At 66.6% G+C, this 22,424-nt stretch carries 18 protein-coding genes; 6 read left to right on the top strand and 12 right to left on the bottom strand.

The features are described from left to right. Window positions 1–33: 33 nt before the first annotated feature. Window positions 34–897 carry a tetratricopeptide repeat protein gene (locus ACSQ3M_RS02895; RefSeq protein WP_436148556.1) on the bottom strand — a complete coding sequence of 288 codons (864 nt, stop codon included), beginning with the start codon at window positions 895–897 and terminating at the stop codon, window positions 34–36. A 76-nt stretch (window positions 898–973) separates the two neighbouring features. Continuing rightward, window positions 974–2,704 (bottom strand): dihydroxy-acid dehydratase, encoded by a 1,731-nt coding sequence (gene ilvD, locus ACSQ3M_RS02890; protein WP_436148555.1) that lies wholly within the window; start codon window positions 2,702–2,704, stop codon window positions 974–976. Between the two features lie 664 nt (window positions 2,705–3,368). Between ilvD and ACSQ3M_RS02885 the strand changes: the two genes are divergently transcribed. The 3 genes from ACSQ3M_RS02885 to ACSQ3M_RS02875 all read left to right on the top strand — a co-directional run bounded on the left by ACSQ3M_RS02885 (window position 3,369) and on the right by ACSQ3M_RS02875 (window position 8,004). Next, window positions 3,369–4,382: an extracellular solute-binding protein gene (locus ACSQ3M_RS02885; RefSeq protein WP_436148554.1), complete on the top strand. Its 1,014-nt coding sequence runs from the start codon at window positions 3,369–3,371 to the stop codon at window positions 4,380–4,382. Continuing rightward, on the top strand, window positions 4,379–6,076 hold the full coding sequence (locus ACSQ3M_RS02880) for an ABC transporter permease (RefSeq protein ID WP_436148553.1): 1,698 nt from the start codon (window positions 4,379–4,381) through the stop codon (window positions 6,074–6,076). The genes ACSQ3M_RS02885 and ACSQ3M_RS02880 overlap by 4 nt, the downstream gene beginning before the upstream one ends. Before the next feature lie 179 nt (window positions 6,077–6,255). After that, complete coding sequence (locus ACSQ3M_RS02875; protein ID WP_436148552.1) at window positions 6,256–8,004, top strand: AsmA family protein; 1,749 nt, start codon at window positions 6,256–6,258, stop codon at window positions 8,002–8,004. Between the two features lie 149 nt (window positions 8,005–8,153). Here ACSQ3M_RS02875 and gyrA read toward each other — a convergent pair whose 3' ends face one another. From gyrA to ACSQ3M_RS02860, 3 genes are all read right to left on the bottom strand, one after another. Next, window positions 8,154–10,877: a DNA gyrase subunit A gene (gene gyrA / locus ACSQ3M_RS02870; protein WP_436149280.1), complete on the bottom strand. Its 2,724-nt coding sequence runs from the start codon at window positions 10,875–10,877 to the stop codon at window positions 8,154–8,156. A gap of 293 nt (window positions 10,878–11,170) precedes the next feature. Further along, a complete protein-coding gene (locus ACSQ3M_RS02865) occupies window positions 11,171–11,674 on the bottom strand; it encodes a hypothetical protein (protein WP_436148551.1) in 504 nt (167 codons plus the stop codon). A 68-nt stretch (window positions 11,675–11,742) separates the two neighbouring features. Further along, on the bottom strand, window positions 11,743–12,726 hold the full coding sequence (locus ACSQ3M_RS02860; RefSeq protein ID WP_436148550.1) for a Bug family tripartite tricarboxylate transporter substrate binding protein: 984 nt from the start codon (window positions 12,724–12,726) through the stop codon (window positions 11,743–11,745). A gap of 254 nt (window positions 12,727–12,980) precedes the next feature. Here ACSQ3M_RS02860 and ACSQ3M_RS02855 point away from each other — a divergent pair, with 254 nt between their 5' ends. Then, window positions 12,981–13,613: a MarC family protein gene (locus ACSQ3M_RS02855; RefSeq protein ID WP_436148549.1), complete on the top strand. Its 633-nt coding sequence runs from the start codon at window positions 12,981–12,983 to the stop codon at window positions 13,611–13,613. 61 nt (window positions 13,614–13,674) lie between these two features. On the opposite strand, the gene ACSQ3M_RS02850 is transcribed toward ACSQ3M_RS02855, so the two are convergent. The 4 genes from ACSQ3M_RS02850 to ACSQ3M_RS02835 form a co-directional block, all read right to left on the bottom strand. Continuing rightward, window positions 13,675–15,024, bottom strand: a complete 1,350-nt coding sequence (locus ACSQ3M_RS02850; RefSeq protein ID WP_436148548.1) for a PepSY-associated TM helix domain-containing protein — start codon at window positions 15,022–15,024, stop codon at window positions 13,675–13,677. 99 nt (window positions 15,025–15,123) lie between these two features. Next, a complete protein-coding gene (locus ACSQ3M_RS02845) occupies window positions 15,124–15,513 on the bottom strand; it encodes a hypothetical protein (RefSeq protein WP_436148547.1) in 390 nt (129 codons plus the stop codon). Between the two features lie 71 nt (window positions 15,514–15,584). After that, window positions 15,585–15,932 carry a gamma-glutamylcyclotransferase gene (locus tag ACSQ3M_RS02840; RefSeq protein ID WP_436148546.1) on the bottom strand — a complete coding sequence of 116 codons (348 nt, stop codon included), beginning with the start codon at window positions 15,930–15,932 and terminating at the stop codon, window positions 15,585–15,587. 148 nt (window positions 15,933–16,080) lie between these two features. Beyond that, window positions 16,081–16,746 (bottom strand): DJ-1/PfpI family protein, encoded by a 666-nt coding sequence (locus tag ACSQ3M_RS02835; protein WP_436148545.1) that lies wholly within the window; start codon window positions 16,744–16,746, stop codon window positions 16,081–16,083. Window positions 16,747–16,820: 74 nt separating this feature from the next. Here ACSQ3M_RS02835 and ACSQ3M_RS02830 point away from each other — a divergent pair, with 74 nt between their 5' ends. After that, a complete protein-coding gene (locus ACSQ3M_RS02830) occupies window positions 16,821–17,783 on the top strand; it encodes a GlxA family transcriptional regulator (RefSeq protein ID WP_436148544.1) in 963 nt (320 codons plus the stop codon). A 12-nt stretch (window positions 17,784–17,795) separates the two neighbouring features. On the opposite strand, the gene ACSQ3M_RS02825 is transcribed toward ACSQ3M_RS02830, so the two are convergent. Further along, window positions 17,796–18,974: an E22 family MetX-like putative esterase gene (locus ACSQ3M_RS02825; protein WP_436148543.1), complete on the bottom strand. Its 1,179-nt coding sequence runs from the start codon at window positions 18,972–18,974 to the stop codon at window positions 17,796–17,798. Window positions 18,975–19,204: 230 nt separating this feature from the next. Then, the gene (locus ACSQ3M_RS02820; RefSeq protein ID WP_436148542.1) at window positions 19,205–20,320 is read right to left on the bottom strand and encodes a M20 family metallopeptidase; all 1,116 of its coding nucleotides are present in this window, start codon (window positions 20,318–20,320) and stop codon (window positions 19,205–19,207) included. 246 nt (window positions 20,321–20,566) lie between these two features. Between ACSQ3M_RS02820 and ACSQ3M_RS02815 the strand changes: the two genes are divergently transcribed. Next, complete coding sequence (locus ACSQ3M_RS02815) at window positions 20,567–20,767, top strand: hypothetical protein (RefSeq protein ID WP_436148541.1); 201 nt, start codon at window positions 20,567–20,569, stop codon at window positions 20,765–20,767. On the opposite strand, the gene ACSQ3M_RS02810 is transcribed toward ACSQ3M_RS02815, so the two are convergent. After that, on the bottom strand, window positions 20,754–22,340 hold the full coding sequence (locus ACSQ3M_RS02810; RefSeq protein WP_436148540.1) for an ABC transporter substrate-binding protein: 1,587 nt from the start codon (window positions 22,338–22,340) through the stop codon (window positions 20,754–20,756). The genes ACSQ3M_RS02815 and ACSQ3M_RS02810 overlap by 14 nt on opposite strands. Window positions 22,341–22,424 lie beyond the last annotated feature (84 nt).

Below are 22,424 nucleotides of genomic sequence, written 5' to 3'. Positions count from 1 at the left end.
ATCGTGATCGCGTCCATTCGGACGCGCGATGATCTAGCGCCGCTCGGCGCGGCCGTGCTGGCGCTCGACCAGCGCGAGTGCCGCCGTCCGATCGTTTGCGCTCGCACTGGCAAAGGCGGCGTCGTAGCGCTCGACGATCCAGGTCTCACGCGTGGCGTCGGCGCCTTCGCGGGCCAGCGCCAGCCACATCAGCCCGATGATCGGGTGCCGTGGCACGCCATCGCCGCCACGCAGCAGCATGTCGCCGAAGACGGCGCGCGCCGGGGCATGGCCCTTCTCGGCCGCGAGCTTCATCCAGCGCGCCGCCTGGCGCGGATCGCGCGAGACGCCGGTGCCGTTGAGATAGAGCCGGGCGAGATTGTACTGGCCGTCCGGGTCGCCGAAATAGGAGGCGGCGTAATGGAACATGTCGAAGGCGCGATCGGGATTGGGCTTCACATAGGTGCCCTTGATCCCGTCCAGGAAGTAGCCGCCGAGCGCGACGAAGGCCGCCGAGACGATGCGGCCGTCAGAGGTGCCGGGCATCTCGTCGGCATTCTCGTCCGCTATCTTCGAGAAATACTCGAAGGCCTTGAGATCGTTGGTGGGTACGCCATCGCCGCTGGCATAGACCCGGCCGAGCTTGAACTGCGCCGCCAGGTGCCCCTGGGCGGCAGCATATTCGAGCGCCTTGACCGCGCCGGCCTGATCGCCGGCAGTCGAATCGCGCATCCAGGCCTTCAGCGCGTCGCGGGCGCTGCTGAACGGGGCGAGCGGCAGTGCGGTATGCGCAGCAGGACCGCTCGGAGCCGGTGCGATCGCGCCACGGCCGGGAGCGAGCGGCACGGGCACGGCGAGATCCTGCGACTCCGGCTCCGGCAGGGCGATGCCCGGAATCGGGCGCGGCGGCACTAGCATGCGCCCGGCGGAAGCGTCCTGCGCCCAAGCTGCCTGCTGGCAGCCTAGAGCGAGCAACGCTCCGGCAATGATGGCGTCAGATATCCGCATAGCACTGTATCTCGGCTGCGCCTCCCGGATGGGTGACGGCGCCGCCCTTGGCGGAACCGACCGTCTGCGCGTATTTCCAGAGTGCGCCCGACGTGTAATCCGTCTTGCGCGGCGTCCAGGCCTTACGACGCTCCTCAAGTTCGGCATCAGAAAGGCGGACTGCGAGCTTTCCTGTGATCGCGTCGAGCTCGATGATGTCACCGTCGCGAAGCAGGCCGATCGGCCCACCAACGGCAGCCTCGGGGCCGACATGACCGACGCAGAAGCCGCGCGTCGCGCCCGAGAAGCGGCCATCGGTGATCAGCGCCACCTTGTCGCCCATGCCCTGGCCATAGAGTGCCGCCGTGGTCGACAGCATCTCGCGCATGCCGGGGCCGCCCTTCGGCCCCTCATAGCGGATGACCAGCACGTCGCCGACCTCGTATTCGCGTTTGCTGACGCAGGCGAAGGCGTCTTCCTCGCAATCGAAGCAGCGCGCCGGCCCGGTGAAGACGAGCTGCTCGGACGTCATCCCGGCGATCTTCACGATCGCGCCCTCCGGCGCCAGATTGCCGACGAGGCCGACGACGCCGCCATTGTCGGAGAGCGGCTTGTTCGCCGGACGGATCACGTCCTGCTCGTCGTTCCATTTCACCGAGGCGAGGTTCTCGGCGATGGTACGGCCGGTGACCGTCATGCAGTCGCCGTGCAGGAAGCCGTGGTCGAGCAGGGTCTTCATCAGCAGCGGGATGCCGCCGACCTCGAACATGTCCTTGGCGACGTATTTCCCGCCCGGCTTCAGATCGGCGATATAGGGCGTCTTCTTGAAGATCTCGGCGACGGCGAACAGGTCGAAGTCGATGCCGCATTCATGCGCGATCGCCGGCAGGTGCAGCGCGCCATTGGTCGAGCCGCCGGAAGCGGCGACGACCATGGCGGCGTTCTCCAGCGCCTTGCGGGTGACGATGTCGCGCGGCCGGATGTTCCGGGCGATCAGCTCCATCACCATCTCGCCAGCGGTGTAGCAGAAGGCGTCGCGGACATCGTAGGGCGCCGGCGCGCCGCAGCTATAGGGCAGCGCCAGCCCGATCGCCTCGGCCACCGTCGCCATGGTGTTGGCGGTGAACTGGGCGCCGCAGGAGCCCGCGGACGGGCAGGCCGCCTCCTCGAGCTCCTTCAGGTCCTCGTCCGACATGGCGCCGACCGAATGCTTGCCGACCGCCTCGAACACGTCCTGGACCGTGACCGGCTTGCCCTTGAAGGTGCCGGGCAGGATCGAGCCGCCATAGATGAAGATCGACGGCACGTTGAGGCGCACCATTGCCATCATCATGCCGGGCAAGGACTTGTCGCAGCCAGCGAGGCCGACCAGCGCATCATAGCAATGGCCGCGCATGGTGAGCTCGACCGAGTCGGCGATCACTTCACGCGAAGCCAGCGACGACTTCATGCCCTGGTGGCCCATGGCGATGCCGTCGGTCACCGTGATCGTGCAGAACTCGCGGGGCGTGCCACTGGCCGAGGCGACGCCCTTCTTCACGGCCTGGGCCTGGCGCATCAGCGAGATATTGCAGGGCGCGGCCTCGTTCCAGCAGGAGGCGACGCCGACGAAGGGCTGCGCGATCTGCTTCGCGGTCATGCCCATCGCGTAATAATAAGATCGATGCGGCGCACGGGCCGGCCCGACACTGACATGCCGGCTGGGCAACTTCGACTTATCGAAAACGCGCGCGTTCATGCAAACTCTGTCCCGCCACCCCACCTGGCGGGCGCCAGATGTGCCACGCTGTTGCCCGCCGGTGCAATCATCTGCCCCGAGGCGGCATGCGAAGCATTTTTCTGCTCCGCACCCTGCCCGACGGGGCTTAATTCTTCCGTATCTCAGATAGTTATCGAAATTCAGCGCTGGGGCCGCTTTGTGGCGGCTTCGCGGCAATCATGGCCGCGCGCTGGGTCAGCACTGCAATAGCTGCCGATGTTGTAGAAATGTCACGAATTTTAGGGATCGCGGCGGGACATGCGGTATCTCAACTGCAACCCCGACGCCCCGAGAGAGCCCAGCGGTTCACAATCCCGGTACCGGCGAGGCGCGGGAAAAAGCCTTCGGATGGAATGAGCTGATCCTGGCGATACATCGGGTCGCGCCAGTCGCCCTGGGGCGGCAAGCGCACCACTCTCAAGTCATTGGAGTCTTACGATTTTTGAATCGTACGACGGGTGTCGCCCTGTGTCGGAAGGCGGAGCCCGAACTCATCAGATTAGAATTTGTACAATCAAAGTGCAGTTTAGAATTTATATAACACGTTGAAATAAAAGGGAAATTTCTTGACCACCTCGGTTTGTCGCTCTACCGCTCCGCCTTACATGGCCGATTTAACAGCCCCAGCCTGAAGGAGCGAAACATGACCATCAAGACCGCGCTTGCCGCGACAGCTTTGGCCTCCTGCCTGCTGGCCGCCCCTGCCCTAGCGCAGAGCGTCAACCTCTACACGACGCGCGAGCCGGCCCTGCTCAATCCAGTCATCGAGGCCTTCACCAAGGACACCGGCATCAAGGTCAACGCGGTCTTCCTCAAGGATGGCCTGCAGCAGCGCATCCAGGCCGAGGGCGCCAACAGCCCGGCCGACGTGATGCTCGTCGTCGATGTCGGCGAGATCCAGGCCGCGGCCGACGCCGGCATCACCCAGCCGGTGCAGTCGGCGCTCGTCGACAAGACTGTTCCCGCGGCTTTGCGCGGCGCTGGCAACAACTGGGTCACGCTGACCCAGCGCGCCCGGATCGTGGTCGTCTCGAAGGACCGGGTGAAGCAGGACGCGATCACCTATGACGAGCTCGCCGATCCCAAGTGGAAGGGCAAGTTCTGCATCCGCGCCGGCCAGCACCCCTACAACAACGCCTTCTTCGCCGCCTATCTCGCCCGCAACGGCGCCGAGAAGACAGAGACCTTCCTGAAGGCGATCAAGGCCAACACCGCCCGCAAGCCCGGCGGCGGCGACCGCGACGTCGCCCGTGACATCCTCTCGGGCCAGTGCGATATCGCCCTCATCAACACCTACTATATCGGGCTGATGAGCAAGGCGACGAACGAGCAGAAGGGCTGGTATGAGGCGATCAAGCCGCTGAAGACCACCTTCGCCGGCGGCGGCACCCATGTGAACGTTTCGGCCGCCGCGATCGCCAAGAACGCACCGAACAAGGACAGCGCCGTCAAGCTGATCGAGTACATGCTTGGCGAGAAGGCACAGCACCTCTATGCCGATGGCAACTTCGAGTATCCGGTCAACCCCGACGTCAAGGAAGCCGAAGCCGTGAAGCTGCTCGGCGCGCTGACGCCCGACACCACCCCGCTCGGTGACATCGCCAAGAACCGCAAGGCCGCGTCCGAGCTCGTCGACAAGGTCGGCTTCGACAATTGAACCTAAACGCATCCGCGACACCTGCAGAACGGTCGCCAGCAACCAGCTGGCGGCCGTCGACGCGTCTGCTCTATGTCGCGGCGGCTGCGGCCGCTCTTGTCGCGCTGCCGGTATTGGCGCTCGCTTTCACTGCATTGTCGCGCGAGGCGCTGACGGTCTGGCCGCACCTGACCGCCAACGTCTTGCCGGTCGCGCTCTGGAACACGGCCCTGCTGCTCGCCGGCATCGCGCTGTTCTGCGGGGCCGTCGGAACCGGCGCGGCCTGGCTGGTGACGCAATACGAGTTTCCCGGCCGCCGTAGCCTCGAATGGCTGCTCGTGCTGCCGCTCGCGCTACCGACCTACATCACGGCTTACGTCTACGTCGAAATCCTCGGCTTCCAGGGACCGTTCCAGAGCGCGCTCAGGGCACTCACCGGTTGGCGCTCGCTGCGCGACTACTGGTTCCCCGATCCGCGCAACCTGCCGGGCGCGATCCTGATCCTCGGGCTCGTGCTCTACCCTTATGTCTATCTCAGCGTGCGCGCGCTCTTTGCCATGCAGAGCGCCGCGCTGATCGAATCCGCCCGCACGCTCGGGACCAGGCGCTGGCCGCTGTTCTGGCGCATCGGCCTGCCGATGGCCCGTCCCGCCCTCGCCGCCGGGCTGACGCTCGCTCTGCTCGAGACGCTGAACGACATCGGCGCCAGCGAATATCTCGGCGTCCGCTCGCTGACCATCTCGGTCTACACCACCTGGATCAATCGCGGCTCGCTGGCGGGCGCCACCCAGATCGCCTGCGTGATGCTGCTCGTCGTCGTCGGGCTGATGGTCGCCGAGGCGCGCACGCGCGGGGCGCGGCGCTTCACCCTGCCGGTGAAACGGCCGCGACCGGTCGGCCGCATCCGGCTTACGGGTACCCGCGCCTGGGTGGCGGCAGTCGCCTGCTTCCTGCCGGCACTGTTCGGCGCGGTGCTGCCATTCTCCTATCTGCTCGGCGAGTTGTGGCGCCGCGACCTCTTCGCCCAGGCCGATGCGGCGCTCTGGCGGGCGCTCGCCAACACCGTCGCGATCTCGGCGCTCTCGGCCGCGCTGATCGTCGCCATCGGGCTCGGCATCGCGGCGGCGCTGCGGCTCGGGCGCGAGCGCGCCCTGCCGGCCCTCGCCCGCATCGCCTCGCTCGGCTACGCATTGCCCGGGACGGTGCTGGCGCTCGGATTGCTGGTGCCGCTCGCAGCCTTCGACAACCTCGTCGCCGATGCGAGCCGGGCAGTTTTTGGCGCGAGCCCCGGCCTGCTGCTGCTCGGTTCCGGCGCTGCGCTCGTGATCGCCTATCTGGTACGCTTCCTGACCATCGCGGTGAACGGCGTCGAAAGCGGCTATGCCCGCATCTCGCCGCGCATCGACGACGCGGCCCGCTCACTCGGCGCGAACAGGCACGAGCTCCTGCACCGGCTGCATTGGCCACTCATGCGCCCCGCCATCGCCGCCGCCGCCCTGCTCGTCTTCGTCGACTGCATGAAGGAGCTGCCGGCGACGCTGCTGCTGCGGCCACTGAACTTCGACACTCTGGCCACGCTGGTTTACGGACATGCCGCTCGCGGCGTGTTCGAGGACGGTGCATTGGCAGCCTTGCTGATCGTTGCGATCGGCATCTATCCGGCGCTCAGGCTCGCCCGCGCCGGCGAGCATTTGCCGGATTCGCGGGAGAATTGAATTGTTTCCCCGGCTTTGCGACCTTCTCCTGGGGTGCTGAACTCGACATTCGTAAATCGGGGGGCTAAACCCTTGCCGCGCGACATATATCGGCCGCCTCAAGCCGATTCGGCCGCGATATCAGGTTGCCTGACGACGACCCCTCCGCCGTCGGGCCGATGAAGGCCAAACGCCAGGCCATGTCACGACGCACTCTCTTCCTCGGCCTCGCCGCCGCTGCGCTGCTGCTCGTCCTCGGGCTGCGGCCGTGGAATCTTGCGTTGTCGCATGTCGAGCGTTCCGTCGTCGCCGGCATCGAGGCCCGGACCGGCCTCAAGGTGACGGCGCTGCGCCGCGCCGAGATCGCCTTTCTGCCTCTGCCCCGGATCAGCCTGTCGGATGTGAGCTTCATCGATCCGCAGGGCGTGCTGTCCGGCAAGGCGGCGCGCCTGCGCGCCCGCGCCCGGCTGCTGTCGCTGATCGGCGGCCAGCTCGATTTCGACCGCATCGACCTCGTCGCCCCGGAGCTCCATCTCGCTGTCGCGGACACCGGCGGCAGCTATGCCGAGTGGCAGAACCGCGCGCTGGGTTATCTCACCCGCCTCGAGAGCCAGACCCGGCTCGTCCTGACCTCCGGTAGCGTCATGGTCCGTGCTGGGGAGACGGTCCTGACCACGCTGCGCGACGTCAATGTGATGATCGACGAGCGCTCTGCCCAGGCACCGGTCACCCTCACCGGCTCGTTCACCTGGCGTGGCGAAGCCACCAAGGTTGACCTGCTCTGGCCGGTGGCGGGTGAGCGGGCGCGCACTGCCTTCTCGCTCGGCTCGCGCTTGATGAGCCTGCGGTTCAACGGCACGCGCTCGGCCGCGCAGGGCGTCACCAATGGCCAGATCGAGTTCAGCACGAAATCGCTCCCGGACGCCCTGGCCTGGATCGGCCCGCGCCCGCGTATCGCCTCGCTGGTTCGCCAGGTCGAGCTGACCGCGCAGGCCCAGCTCAATCAGGATAGCGCCTCGCTCGACTCGGTCGTCGCTACTGTTGATGGCGACCAGCTCGAAGGCGCGCTCAAGCTCGACGGCTCGATGCCGAACTGGGCGCTCTCCGGGACGCTTGCCGGAGCCGAGTTCGATCTCGGCCGCCTGCTCCAGCAGGCTGGGCTGCTAGCGCCCCCCGGAGGCGGCGATGCCGGCAATACGCCACTGGAGTTCGACGGCTGGACGACCAACGACATCGACCTGCGCCTGTCGCTTGATTCCGCCAAGGTCGGCCCTGCCCGCTTCCGCGATCTGGCGGCGCAACTGCTGATCCGCAAGGGCCGGTTCGAAGCCTCGCTGCTGCGCACCGCCGCCTATGGCGGCTCGGCCCGCGCCCGCATCCTCGCCACACCGGTTGCAGCCGGCTCGGACGTCAAGCTGCAGCTCGGGCTGGACAAGGTGAACCTGGCGCTGGTGGCGGACGACCTGCCGGAACTCGCCCGCCTCAGCGGCACGGCCACTGGGCAGCTCGCCTTCGACGGCGTCGGAAGCAGCCTGGACCAGGTCGTGAGTTCGCTGACCGGCCGGGCCAATCTGACGATCCGGCAGGGCGAGTTCCGCGGCATCGCCTTCCCCGATTTGCTGCGTAAGGCCGAGAAGCCTCCGGCCTCCGCCCGCGACTGGCGCCAGGGCAAGAGCGCCTTCGAAACCCTGCAGCTTTCCGCGCTCGCCAATCTCGGCGTGGTCTACCTCACCGATACCCAGCTCGCCGGCTCCGGCTACGGCGTCGTCCTGAACGGCACTGCCGATCTCAGCCGGCGCTGGCTCGATCTCAATGGCGCCTTGAGCTCGACCACGACCTCGGCGCGCGTGCCGTTCGAGGTCCGCGGCCCCTTCTTCGGCGCCGCCTTCACCCCCGAGATCGACGCGGCCTTACGGACGCTCGGGCCGGCGATGCCGCTACTGCGCTGATTGGACTCGGCGTCATTCTCGGGCGAAGCGAAGCGCAGACCCGAGAATCTCCGGACACGAAGGCGCTGATTGACGCCTCATCCTGCCTGAGATGCTCGGGTCAAGCCCGAGCATGACGTCACTTCACGGCGGGCCCCGCCGGAGTCGGCTCACGCCTCCCCAGCCGGCTCCTCGCCCCCACCGTTCTCGCCCCCGCTGTTCTCGACCTCGCCGTTCTCACCGCCCTCGTCGGCTTCCTCGCCGATCCGCTCGACCGAGACGACCTTCTCGCCCTCGGCCGTGTCGAACACGGTGACGCCCTGCGTCGAGCGCCCGGCGATACGGATCGGCTTGGGACCCTCCACCGGCATGCGGATGACCTGGCCGCCATCGGTGACCAGCATGATCTGGTCGGTCTCGGTCACCGGGAAGGAGGCGATCAGCTTGCCGTTGCGCTCGTTGACGACCATGGCGGTGATGCCCTTGCCGCCGCGCCCCGTGACCCGGTACTCGAAGGACGAGCTGCGCTTGCCGTAGCCCTTCTCCGACACGGTCAGGATGAACTGCTCGGACGCGCCCATCTCGGCATACTTGTCCTGGCCGAGCTCGATGTCGCCCGCAGCCTCTTCCGCATCCGCGACCGGCGCGGCCGTCTCCTCGCCATCGCCGGTCACGGCGCGCCGCGCCGCCGAGGCGAGCTTCAGGTAAGCAGCCCGCTCATCGGCCGTAGCGTCGAGATGGTGCAGGATCGCGAGCGAGATCACCTCGTCGCCATCAGCCAGGTTGATGCCGCGCACGCCGGTCGAGTCGCGGCCCTTGAAGACGCGCACTTCCGGCACGGCGAAGCGGATGCTCTGGCCCTCGGCCGTGGTCAGCAGCACGTCGTCATGCTCGGAGCAGATCTGCACGTCGACGATGGAATCGCCCTCGTCGAGCTTCATCGCGATCTTGCCGTTGCGGTTGACTTGGACGAAGTCGGAGAGCTTGTTGCGCCGGACATTGCCGGTTCTGGTCGCGAACATCACGTCGAGCCGGCCCCAGCTCTCCTCGTCCTCCGGCAGCGGCATCACCGTGGTGATGCGCTCGTCCTTGTCCAGCGGCAGCATGTTGTTGAGGAACTTGCCGCGCGCGTTCGGCGCCGAGAGCGGCAGCCGCCAGACCTTCTCCTTGTAGGCCTGCCCCAGCGAGGAGAAGAAGATGATCGGCGTATGCGTATCGGCGACGAAGAGGCGGGTGACGAAATCCTCCTCGCGCGTCGACATGCCGGAGCGGCCCTTGCCGCCGCGCTTTTGCGCCCGATAAGTCGAGAGCGGCACGCGCTTGATGTAGCCGGCATGGCTGACGGTGACGACCATGTCCTCGCGGGCGATCAGGTCCTCGTCGTCGAGATCAGAACCCCAGTCCTGGATCACGGTACGGCGCGGCGTGGCGAAGGCGGCCTTCACCTCGGAAAGCTCGGTCTTGATGATCTCCTGGATGCGCACCCGCGACCGCAGGATGTCGAGATAATTGGCGATCTCCTTGGCGAGCTTTTCCAGCTCGTCGCCGATCTCGTCGCGACCGAGAGCGGTCAGGCGTGCGAGGCGCAGCTCGAGGATCGCCTTGGCTTGCGCGTCGGAGAGGCGGTAGGTGCCGTCGGCATTGATCGGATGGCGCGGATCGTCGACCAGCGCGATCAGCGGCGCGATGTCCTCGGCCGGCCAGTCGCGAGCCATCAGCGATTCGTGTGCGGCAGCCGGTGTCGGCGCCGTGCGGATCAGGCGGATGACCTCGTCGATATTGGCGACGGCGGTAGCGAGGCCGCACAGCACATGGGCGCGCTCGCGCGCCTTGTTGAGCAGAAAGCGCGTGCGCCGCGAAACAACCTCTTCGCGGAACTCGACGAAGGCGGAGATGAAGTCCTTGAGATTAAGGACCTCGGGCCGACCGCCGGTCAGCGCCACCATATTGGCGCCGAAGGAGGTCTGCAGCGGGGTGAAGCGATAGAGCTGGTTCAGCACGACATCGGCGACGGCGTCGCGCTTGATCTCGATGACGACGCGCACGCCCTCGCGGTTCGATTCGTCGCGCAGGTCGGAGATGCCCTCTATCCGCTTCTCGCGGACGAGATCGGCGATCTTCTCGACCATCGAGGCCTTGTTCACCTGGTAGGGCACCTCGGTGACGATGATCGCCTCGCGCTCCTTGCGCAGCTCCTCGATATGGGTCTTCGAGCGCATCACGATCGAGCCGCGCCCGGTGTGATAGGCCGAATGAATACCGCTGCGGCCCATGATCGAGGCGCCGGTCGGGAAATCGGGGCCGGGCACGAACTCGATCAGCTCGTCGATCGTGATCTCGGGATTGTCGATCAGCGCAATACAGGCGTCGATGACCTCGCCGAGATTATGCGGCGGGATGTTGGTCGCCATGCCGACCGCGATGCCGCCGGCGCCATTGACCAAGAGGTTCGGGAACCGCGCCGGCAGGACCGTCGGCTCGTGCTCCTTGCCATCATAGTTCGGTTGGAAATTGACGGTGTCGAGGTCGAGGTCCTCGAGCAGACTCATTGCCGCCTTGTCGAGACGCGCCTCGGTATAGCGATCGGCCGCCGGAGAATCGCCGTCCATCGAACCGAAATTGCCCTGGCCGTCGATCAACGGCAGGCGCAGCGAAAAGTCCTGCGCCATGCGCACCAGCGCGTCATAGACCGCCAGATTGCCGTGCGGATGGTATTTACCCATCGTGTCGCCGACGATGCGGGCGCATTTCGTATAGGACCGCTCTGGCGTGTTCTTGTTCTCGTGCATCGAGAACAGGATGCGCCGGTGCACGGGCTTGAGGCCGTCGCGGACATCGGGAAGAGCGCGGCTCACGATCACGCTCATCGCGTAATCGAGATAGCTCTTCTTCATCTCGTCGGTGATGGCGATCGGCTTGATGTCGCCGCCGAAATGCGGCTCGTCGGGGCGCTTGTCGTCTGTGTCGTCGCTCAAGGGAAAAAGTCCCGTTTACCGCTGGTTTTTCAACGTTCTGGCTAGCCGATTCCGGCGCGCGAAGCCAGCAAAACGCGACTCTATTCAGAGAAAATAAAACCGTTTCTCTACAGCGGGTTACGGGGCGTTTCTGATTCGCTTTCGCGCCCCTTCCGCATTCTCGCCATGTTTCGCCGATGGCGATGCGCCCAAATGACCGAACTCAATCGAAACTAGACCTTCCGGGCATGGGGAGCGAAGCGCCGAAAGGCAGCTTCGACTCCCACGTCGCTACAAGCAATCGAGTCGAGAGCGAGACGAAAGCCGCGCGAAAAGACCGGCCACGCAGTCAACGATAGCCTTGACCTCGGTCCGTACGACTTGGGCTCGATGACCTCGACGTAGAGCTCCAGCCCGCCCTCATGTCCGTGTTCGAGCGCAAAGCCGGTGATCGCACCCCAGGGCAGCTTCTGCTCGAAGACCGTCGGGACCGACAGCCCCTCGTGATCGAACGCCAGATCGACTTTTCGCTCCGGGATCGTGATCGCCCTGCCGTAGGCCGCCCTGAAAAGCAGGCAGCCGAAGAGACCCACCACCAACCCGCCACGCGACAGAAAATACCCGATAGCGATCACACCAAGGACGAAATAGGCCACGAGTATCCAGTCGGCCTTGCTCCTCTCAAACTCGATGATCGCCGATGTTTCGGCTTCGGCCTGCACATCGACGGTGCTCATCTGGTCTGCCTCGCTTTCAAGCCCCATCCGCAGCCTCGCCATGCTTGGCAGAGCACGGTACCGCCAGGCTATTCGATCGTGATCTTGGCCTCGCGCGCAATCTTGCCGAACTTCTCGTACTCGGATGCCGTCAGCGCCGTGAGTTCGGCCGGGCTCGATGCCTTCGGATTGAAGCCGGCCTGCAGCAGCTTGTCCTTGACCTCCGGCGCGCCGAGCGCCTCGACGAAAGCCGCGTTGAGAACCTCGGCGACGGCCTGCGGCAGGCCGCTTGGTCCATAGACGCCGAACCAGGGCTCGACCGCATAGCCGGGCAAGCCAGCCTCCGCGATCGTCGGGACATCCGGCAGCGCCTGCGAGCGCGTCGCGCTCGCGACCGCCAAGGCGGTGAGCTTGCCGGCCTGGATATGCGGCAGCGAGGCCGGAAGATTGTCGAACATCGCGCCGAGATGCCCGCCGAGGAGATCGTTGATGCCGGGCGCGCTGCCGCGATAGGCGACATGGGTCAGTTGCGTGCCGGTCATCTGCCCGAACAGCACCGCAGCGAGATGCATCGAGGTTCCGTTCCCGGCGGTGCCGTACTGCAACCCCGGCTCGGCCTTGGCCCGGGCGATGAACTCGGCGACGGTTTTCACCGGCAGCTTCGGCCCGACCTCGAGCACGATCGTCGAGGTGCCGAGCAGGCTGATCGCGGTGAAATCCTTGCGCGGGTCGAACGGGACGCTCTTGTAGATGTGCGGATTGAGCGCGTTCGTCGAGATCGCGCCGAAGCCTATCGTGTAGCCGTCCGGCGCCGCTTTCGCGACCGCATCCATGCCGATATTGCCGCCGGCGCCCGGCCGGCTCTCGATCACGACCGGCTGACCGAGGCGCGCGCCAACCTTGTCGCCGACGAGGCGGGCGACCAGATCGGTGGTGCCGCCGGCGACATAGGGCACGATGAAGCGGATCGGCTTGCCGGGATAGGCCTGCGCCTGCCCCCGACCGGCAATGGCGATCAGCGGAGCCGCAGCAAAGGCTGCGGCCAGCTGGCGGCGGGACAAGGCGTAGTCCATCTCGATGCTCCGGCTTGGCGGCTGGCGGCTGGCAGCCGCGCATGTCGGATGCTCGCCAATCCGGACGCGTAACGCAACCGACCGCAAGAGAGGCAAGCCTCGGCGTGATCGTCGCTACAATCGAGCTGGACAAACCGAACAAGCAGCGCAAGCCCGGGTTTCCATCGACGAGTATTGGGCACTACGATGGAATCAGGCGCTCCGCTGAAATGGTGAGGGCCCGCAAGAGCAGAGCAATAAGCTCGGGGAGAGACATGTTCGCCGAATATCTCTCCTCCGCCCTCGTCACCCTGCTAGTCACGCTCGATCCTCCGGGGCTGGCGCCGATCTTCCTGTCGCTGACGCGCGGTATGTCGGAGAGCGAGCGGCGGCAGGTCGCGGTCCGCGCCTGCATCATCGCCTTCTGCATCATGGCCTTCTTCGGTCTTGCCGGCGACGTCGTGCTGAAGGCGCTCGGCGTCTCGCTGCCGGCCTTCCGCATCGCCGGCGGGCTGCTGTTGTTCTGGATCTCGTTCGAGATGGTGTTCGAGCGCCGCAACGAGCGCAAGCAGCAGACCGCCGACACCGCGATCACCCAGGATCATATCCGCAACGTCGCCGCCTTCCCGCTGGCGATCCCGCTGATGGCCGGCCCCGGCGCGCTGACCGCGATGATGCTGCTCGCCGGCCGCGCCGACGGCAACATCGCCATGCTGTCCTCGCTCGCCGTGATCTGCGGCCTCGTGATCCTGTCCTGCCTCGCCGTCTTCTTCCTGGCCGTGCCGATCGCGCGCCTGCTCGGCGTCACCGGCAATGTCGTGCTGACCCGCCTGCTCGGCGTCATCCTCGCCGCACTGGCCGTGCAGTTCGTCATCGACGGCATTCGCGCCGTGATCCGGAGCGGCTGAGCCGCCCCGGATCGAGTTTCGATTCAGACAGTTCGCACCAGCCGCCAGCGGGCGATATCGATCAGCACGAAAAGGGCGAGGCGCTGATGCCGGCCAGCGGCAGCGCCCAGCCCAATCCCGCGGCAACGAGAACCGCCGCCGTCCTGCCCGGCCAGCCGAGCCTCAGCCATGCCTGGACGAGCGTGCGCGGCAATGAGCCCGGCGCCGGCCGCTGGCGCCACCAGATCCGGTAGCCGAGCAGGGTCGTCACCATCAGTGCGATGCCGAGCCCCGCCATCAAGAGCTGGTTCGGCCAGCCGAACAGGATGCCCATGTGGGCGTCGATGCCCCAGCGGATCAGCTTGGCGATCAGCGGGAAGGTCTCGAAATCGGCCCGGCTGACCACCGAGAGATCGCGCGGATCGAGCGCGACAGTGTCGACCTGCGTCGGCCAGCTCCGGTCATATACTCGCACCAGCCAGGCCTGACCCTCGCCACGCGGCGGTCGCATCTCGACATGCGGGGAATCGATGCCAGCCACCTTGGCCGCGGCGAGCGCTGCGTCGAGTTGTCCGATGCTGCCGGGCGCGGCCATGCCAGCGCCCTGCCCACCGCCACCATGATGAGCATGCTCGTCGGCCGGGGGCGCCGCGCCGAGCTTGAGCGAGACCGAGGGCGTGACCCAGCCGAGATTGGCCCGCAAGGCGTCGATCCGGTCGCCGGCGTATTTCGACCAGGTCAGCCCGGTGATAGACAGGAAGACGAGGCCGAGCGAGAGCGTCAGCCCGATCAGACCGTGCCAGCGCCGGTCGCGCAGTGCGGGGTTCGCCCGCGCCCGCTCGGCGGCCCGCGGGTTGCGCCGCCAGAACCACATCAGCACGCCGCCGAGCACCACCGCCCAGAGCCACGATGCTGCCAGCTCGCTGTAATGGCGCCCGAACTCGCCAAGCAGCAGATTGCGGTGCAGATAGTCGAGCGTCGTCCGGAACGGCAGGATTCCACTGGTTCCGTAGACCGTGAGATCGCCCTTCACCGCCAGCGAGACCGGATCGATGAAGATCGCCCGGCTCTCGGAATCGCCGAGACCAGGCTGCGCGAACATCACGCGCGTCGTCTCGCCCGGTCTCGGAGCGGGACGGATGGCGAAGAAGCGTGGCCCCTCGCCGATATGCTTGCGTGCGACCTCGACCTGAGCGGCGAGCGAAGCCGGTTCGCCTGCCGTCGTCGCGGCCAGTTGCTGGCGATAGATGAGGTTCTCGATCTGCGGCGTCAGCACATAGAGCGTGCCGGTCAGCGCCGCGACCAGGATGAACGGGCCGACGAACAGCCCGGCATAGAAATGCAGCCTCGCGATGAAGGCCTTGAATTCAGACGATAATGCGAAGGCGCGGCCGGCCCCGGCACGCGCTTGGACATCCGCATGGGCGGTCATTGCTGGTTTCCTCGATAGACCTGCCGGTCACCTGCCGGCGAGCTCTCGCCCGGCAAAGGTCCGGTCGTTGCGACGAATGCGGCCGGAGCCGCTGTGGCGTCAGGTCTGGAGAGGAGGTCCTCTGGGGCGAGCAGCGAGCCGCTCCTGTCCCGGCAGCCGTGACTCAGCCAGGTCGTCGAACCAGACGAGCGTAGCGCGCGGCACGACCGCTTCGATAACCGCGGCGCGGGTCGGAGGAGCGTAGGCGGCGCCGATCCAGGCGCAGCCGAGCAGGCAGCAGGCCGGCAGATGTGGCGCAGGTTCCTCGCCCGGGAGCGGAACGCTTTCGGCGCCCGGCGCGCAGAGCGTCAGATGCGCGGCGCGATCGAGCAGCGCCGGCGCAAGGTTCTGTCCCGACACGACCGCGCCGAACAGCCCCTGCAGCACGAGCACATAGGCCGCGACGATCGCGACCCAGGATCTTGCTCTGATGGACTTGGCTGCGCTCAAGGACAGGCTCTCCGGCATCGTCGATAGCGAGGTGCCGGGCCCCTGTCCATCAGCCGAACCGCCGCAGCGGGCTAGGCCTTCACATAGACGAAAGCCTCCTTGCCGGAGGCCAGCCGGACACTGATGCGCTTGTAGTCGGCGACCTCGTAGCGATCGGCTGCCGCGAGCTCCTCGGCGCTGATGGAGAACACCTTGCCGGGGACGCTGTCGGCCGGATTATCGCTCGGCGCCACCACCGGATGGAAACGCTTGCCGCTGGTGCGGATCACCTCCGGATCGGTGATCTCCAGCATGGTCTGGGAGAAACCCGGCATGGCGTCTTCATGGCCGCCGAGGAGGCGGCCGAAGGACGAGAGCTGGACGTTCTCCTGCTGCAGCGTGCCATAGGAGAAGAGGAGAATGCTGCGCTCGTCGGCCATGCTCGCGATCTCCGCCTCACGCGGCTAGAGCAGGATGCGAAAAAGTGGAAACCGGTTTTCGCAAGAATCCTGCTCTAACTCTTTGATGAGAGACGGATTCAGATTTCAGATGGAACCGCAAAGCGATTCCATCTGAAATCATCCGGCTCTAGAGCGCCGCCAGCAGCTTTTCGCGCGCCGCACGCGAGCCGGCAAGACGCTGCCGTGCCGCAGCCAGGATGGCCGCCGGCGCCTCCTGCGGCGTACCGGCCTTGAACGGCGGCTCAGGCGCATATTCGAGCGAGAGCTGGATCAGTTGCGCCTCCTCCTCGCCAAGCAGTTCGGCGATCACCGTCAGCCCGAAATCGATGCCTGAGGTAACGCCGCCTGCGGTGATCAGATTGCCGTCGCGCACGACGCGGCCCTGCGTCGGGATTGCACCGAACCGGGCCAGGAAATCATGCGCATTCCAATGGCTGGTCGCGCGCTTGCCCTTGAGCAACCCGGCCATGCCGAGCACCAGCGATCCCGTGCAGACCGAGGTCAGATAGCGCACCTGCCCCGCCCGCTCGCGCAGGAAAGCCAGAACGACCTCGTCCTGCAGCAAGGCGTTGACCCCGGCACCGCCCGGCACACAGAGCACGTCGAGCGGCGGGCAGTCCGCAAAGGTCGTGGTCGGCGTCAGCACAAGCCCGGTCGCGGCCTTGAGCGGCGCGGTATCCTTCCAGATGAGATGAACCTCTGCATCCCGGGCCGAGGCGAAGACCTCATAGGGGCCAGTCAGATCGAGTTGCTGGGCCTGCGGGAAGACGAGGATGCCGAAGCTGAGGGGCATGGTGCGAACTCCTGATTGACTGACGCAGCCTAGCGCGCAAAGCTCTGGCCGAACTGCCAAGCATCCCTCGCTTCATGCCAAACCAGCGCCGCATCGAGATCCTGACCTTCCCCGGCGGGCAATTGCTCGACGTTGCCGGGCCCTTGCAGGTCTTCGCCACCGCCAACGACCTCGCGCACCTCGCCGGCCGGCCCCTGCCCTATGAGACCGCTGTCGTTGCCACTGAGGGCCGTGTCGTCACCAGCTCGAAACTCGAACTCGGCGCAGCCTCGCTCCCCGAGCCGACCGCACCGCTGCACACGCTGGTCGTCGCCGGCGGCTACGGCGTCAACGCCGCCTGTCGCGATGCGGCGCTGGTCGCCTGGGTCCGGCAGCGCGCTGGAGCAGCGGAGCGCGTCGCCTCGGTCTGCAGCGGCGCCTTCCTGCTCGCGGCGGCCGGATTGCTCGACGGCAAACGCGCCGTGACGCATTGGGGTCGCTGCGCCGAATTCGCGGCGATGTTCCCTTCCGTGCGGCTGGAGCCCGATCCGATCTATATCCGCGATGGCGCTGTCTGGACCTCGGCCGGCGTCACCGCCGGGATCGACCTCGCTTTGGCGCTGGTCGAGGCCGATCTTGGCCGCGAGCCGGCGCTCGCCATCGCCCGCCAACTCGTCGTCTTCCTGAAGCGTCCCGGCGGGCAGGCCCAGTTCAGCGCCGCACTGACGCTGCAGGAAAAGGACGAGCGCTTCGACCGCCTGCATGGCTGGATCGTCGAGAACCTGAGCGGCGACCTCTCGCTGGAGCGGCTCGCCGGCGCAGCCAATATGAGCCTGCGCAGCTTCGCCCGGCATTATCGCCAGGCGACCGGCCGCACGCCGGCCCGCGCCGTCGAAGAGCTCCGGATCGAGACTGCGCGCCGGTTGCTCGAACAGGGCCTCTCCGTCGCGCAGACCGGTCGCCGCTGCGGCTTCGGTTCCGAGGAGACCCTGCGCCGCGCCTTCCTGCGCCGGCTCGGGGCGAGCCCGCAGGCCTATCGCGAGCGCTTTGCGGGATAGCTCGGTCGGCGGCTACTTCTCCAAAAACGCCTTCACCGCCCCTTCGGCCTGCTTCATCGAGATCACCCCGTCGAGATGGCCGCGTGTGCCCTGGATGGCGACGTGGGTCACGTCGCGGCCGGCCTTCTTCGCCTCGGCGACGGTGCGCTGGATCATCTCGTCCGGAAAGACCAGGTCCTTGGGCTGATTGACGATCAGTAGCGGCGCCTTGATCCGGCTCATCGCATCGGCAAGCGATTTGCCACCGGCGGCGTAGAGCTGGTTGGCCTTGACCAGGTAGAGGAAATGGTTGGCGTCCGAGACCTTGGCACGGGCCTCGCCGGCATTGTCGAGGATGCTCTGGACCTGGAACTTGTTGCCGAGCGCCTTGGCGGGATCCTCGCCCTCCTTGGCCGGACGACGGCCGAAGGTGGCGTTGGCCCAGTCGCTATGATTGGCCTGCAGCGTCAGCACTGTGAAGGCCTTGGCGAGGCCGGCATTGGGCGGCGTCTTGCCGTAATAGTCGCCCTTGTTCCAGTTCGGGTCGAGCAGGATCGGCGCCGCCCAGACGTCGAGCCAGGCGATGAGCTGGGCGTCCGCCTCCGCCGCACCGATCACCGCCATCGCCTTGCCGACCATGTCGGGATAACTCGCCGCCCATTCATAGGTCTGCAGCGCGCCCATCGACGGGCCGGCGACCATGACGAGCTTCTTGATTCCAAGACTCTCGACCAACGCTTTCTGGACATTGACAAAATCGCCGACCGTCACGACCGGGAAATCGAGCGCATAGGGCTTGTTGGTGTCTGGGTCGATCGAGGCCGGGCCGGTGGTGGTGGTCTTCGGGTCGCCGGCGTTGAGGTTCACCAGCGTGTCGGAGGAGAGGACGAAATACTTGTTGGTGTCGATCGCCTTGCCGGGGCCGATGATCGCGTCCCAATAGCCCGGTGCCGCGTCCGCAGCCGCGTATTTGCCGGCAGCGTGCGAGTTGGCCGAGAAGAAATGGCAGATCAGGATCGCGTTGGACTTGTCGGCGTTGAGCGTGCCGTAGCTCTCCCAGCCGACCTTGACGTTCTTCAGCGTCCGCCCGCTTTGCGTGGTGTAACTCGGCAGGTCGAAGACCTTCTTCTCGACGATCAGATCCTGCGCCTGCGCCATTCCCGTCACCATCACGCCAACGACACCGAGAACTCCCGCGATCCAAGCCTTCATGCCGCACTCCTCCCGCTCCGGCCGTCATACGGCCTTGAGGGGATCAGAGCGGATTTGTCCGGCTAACGGAAGGGGCCTTCCTTCTCCCCTCGGGGGAGAAGGTGTCTGCGCAGCAGACGGATGAGGGCAGTGCGACCGGGCGAGACAAGGATAGGTTACGGCTGTCCTTCCCTCATCCGTCAGCGCTTCGCGCTGCCACCTTCTCCCCCGAGGGGAGAAGGAAGCCTTCATCACAGCGTCTCGAGCAGCCCCTTGATCAGCGCACGACGCGGCGCGACCGAGGAGATCAGCGCGTATTCCTGCAAGGTATGGGCGCCGTCGCCGTCGATGCCGAGCCCATCCAGCGTCGGGATGCCGAGCGCCGCGGTGAAGTTGCCGTCCGAGCCTCCGCCGGTCATCGGGCAGTCCTGCAGGTCGAGGCCGAGCCCGGCCGCCACCGCCCGCGCCTGCTCGTAGAGCGCCGCGACCTCCGGCGATTTCTCGTAAGGCGGCCGGTTCATGCCGCCGGTGATGGTGAGCTTCACGTCCGGATCATGGGGCTTCAGGCCAAGGATGCGCTCTTCCATGACTTTGCCATCGACCACCGAGGTGACGCGGCAGTCGACGCTGAACCAGGCGTGCTGCGGGATGACGTTCGCCGCCGTGCCGCCGCCGACCAGCGCGACGGTCGTGGTGATGCCGCGCGAATAGTCGGTCATGCCCTCGATCGCGAGGATCTGGTGCGCCGCCTCGCGGATGGCGTTGCGGCCATCGGCATGGCGCGAGCCGGAATGCGCCGGCCGGCCCTCAAGCTTGACCTCGAAGCGGCCGACGCCCTTGCGCGCCGTGACGATCTTGCCGCCCTCGCGCGCCGGCTCGGTCACCAGCACCGCCATCGCTTCGCGGCCGATATCCTCGATCAACGCCCGCGAGGTCGGCGAGCCGATCTCCTCGTCAGGCGTGAACAGGAACACCAACGGCCGCTGCACCGTGCCGGCCTTGGCCGCATCCTTGAAAGCCTGCAACGCCAGCCAGGCACCGCCCTTCATGTCATAGACGCCGGGACCGTAGAGCCGGTCGCCCTCGACCCGCACCGGCAGGTCCTTGGCGCTGGTCCCGACCGGGTGGACCGTGTCGAGATGCGACATCAATGCGATCGCCTTCTCGCCGTTACGAACGCCGGCGCGCAGGATCAGGTTGTCGCCGAGCCCGTCGCGGCCGGGAATGCGCTCGACGGCGATCGGCAGGCCTTCGACCTCCCTGGCGACAAGGTCCATCATGCCGTTGACGCCGGGGACATGATGAGTGGGGCTCTCCAGCGCTACCCAGACGGAGAGCGCGGGGACGGCAGGATCGTGAATGGTCATGATGGGAAGGGTTTTCGCAGGAAAGCGTGGCGATAACAGGACATTGGCCAATTCGCCGGCTTTGTCCATGTCGAAAGGCGCCTAGCTGCCCTGCAGGCCCGGCGCCTCAAAAAAAGTTTCACCCGCCTGTCGGCAGCACCGCCCCCCGTCCGTCCTCGAAGCAAACCCGCCGAGGACCAGACGATGCGCCCGCCCGCCGCCCCCGCCATTGCCATACTGCCGGCCCTGTATTGGCTGCGCAGCCTCATGGCGGCGCTCGCTGGCTTCACCGCAGTCCTCGTGCTCGCTCTCCTCGCCGACCAGCTCCTGCGTTCGCTCGGCCTGCCGCCTCCGGCGGCCCAGCCCATGCCGGAACTCGGCCGCCAGGCCCTGGCGGCCTGGCTGCGGGCGGGCTGCCTGCTGCTCGGCGCCCTCCTCGCGAGGGCCGCAATCGCTAGACGCGCTTGACGTTCCAGAAGGTCGGAAAGCTCGGCAGCACACCCGTGAGCTTGCGGCTGAACGCCGTCGGCTGGAAATATTGGCCGAGCGGCGCGTATGGCACATCCTCGAAGGCCTGCTTCTGCAGCTCGGCCGCGATCTTTTGCTTGGCCGAAAGATCGGTGGCCTCCATCCAAGCCTCGCGCAGCGCCTCGATCTTCGGCGCCACCGGCCAGCCCGGCCAGGCCGCGGTGCCATTGCCGCGTAGCGAGATGTGGCCGACCGGATCAAGGATGTCGATGCCGTTCCAGCCGGTGAAGAAGCAATTCCAGCCGCCATTGCCGGGCGGCTCCTTGTTGGCGCGCCGCGTCACCACCGCGCCCCAGTCCATCACCTGGTAGTCGACGTTCATGCCGATGCGCTTCAGCATCTCGGCGCCGACCTCGCATTCGGCCTTGAGATTGGCGAGATCGGTAACGCCGAGCAGGACAACCTTCTCGCCCTTGTAGCCGGCCGCCGCCAATGCCTGCTTGACCTTGGCGATGTCGCGCGGGCCGTTCAGCACCTCCATGCCGGCATCGTTCGCCATCGGCGTGCCGGGCGGGAACAGGCCGACGCCGGTGCGCCACAGCTCCTTGTCGGGACCGCCGACCGCCTCCATGAACTCGGCCTGGTCGATCGCCATCAGCACGGCGCGGCGGATCGCCGGATTGTCGAAGGGCGGATGCAGATGGTTCATCCGCATGATCGCGATCGAGCCGGTCGTCTCCTTGATCGCGACCTCGAGCCTGGGATCCTTCGCCAGCAGCGGCAGGATATCCGGCAAGGGCTGCTCGACCCAGTCGATCTCGCCGCTCTGCAGCGCCGCCGCTGCCGTCGCGGGGTCCGGCAGGGTGTGCCACTCGATCCGTTCGACATGGACGATCTTCGGTCCGGCGGTACGGCCGGGCCTGCCGTCGCTCCGCGGCACGTAACCGGCGAACTTCTCGTAGACCGCCCGGCTTCCGGACTGACGCTCGCTCGCGATGAAGCGGAACGGCCCGCTGCCGATCACTTCGGTGACCTGCGTCGTCGCCTCGGTCCTGGCCAGGCGCTCCGGCATGATCACCGGCACCGAAGCCGTCATCTTGGCAAGCGCATCCGGCAACAGCGGGAACGACTTCTTCAGTCGGAAACGCAGGGTCTTGTCGTCGACCGCGGCGAGCTCGTCGGTCTGCGCCATCAGCGTCTGGCCGAAGGAATCGCGCTTGCCCCAGCGGTTCAGGCTGGCGACGCAATCCTTCGCCAGCACCGGCGTGCCGTCATGAAATGTCAGACCCTCGCGCAGCTTGATCGTCCACGTCTTGCCGTCGGCCTCGGCAAGCGCGCCCTCGGCCATTTGCGGCTGGGCCTTGTAGCTCTCGTCCTGGCCGAACAACGTGTCATAGGCGAGGAAGGCATGGTTGCGGGTGACGGTCGCCGTCGTCCAGATCGGGTCGACCACGGCAAGATCGCCCTGTGGCACGAACTTGATTACGTTCTTGTCGGCGCCACGGCCGATATTGGGTTTGCTGACCGCAAAGGCGGCAGCCGTGCCTGCGATGAAAGCGCGACGTGTCGGCATTTCAGGCTCCCTGCAACAGGGCGTCGATCCGGGATGGTGAAGCCCTGGCGATACGGCAGCGCTCAGGCAATCAGCATGCCAGCG

Origin of the sequence: Allobosea sp. LjRoot90 (genome assembly GCF_964254315.1) — a bacterium.
In the GTDB taxonomy this organism is placed as follows: Bacteria; Pseudomonadota; Alphaproteobacteria; order Rhizobiales; family Beijerinckiaceae; genus Allobosea.
Note: the sequence above shows the minus strand (reverse complement) of the source record. Positions and strands in the feature narration are given on the sequence as shown.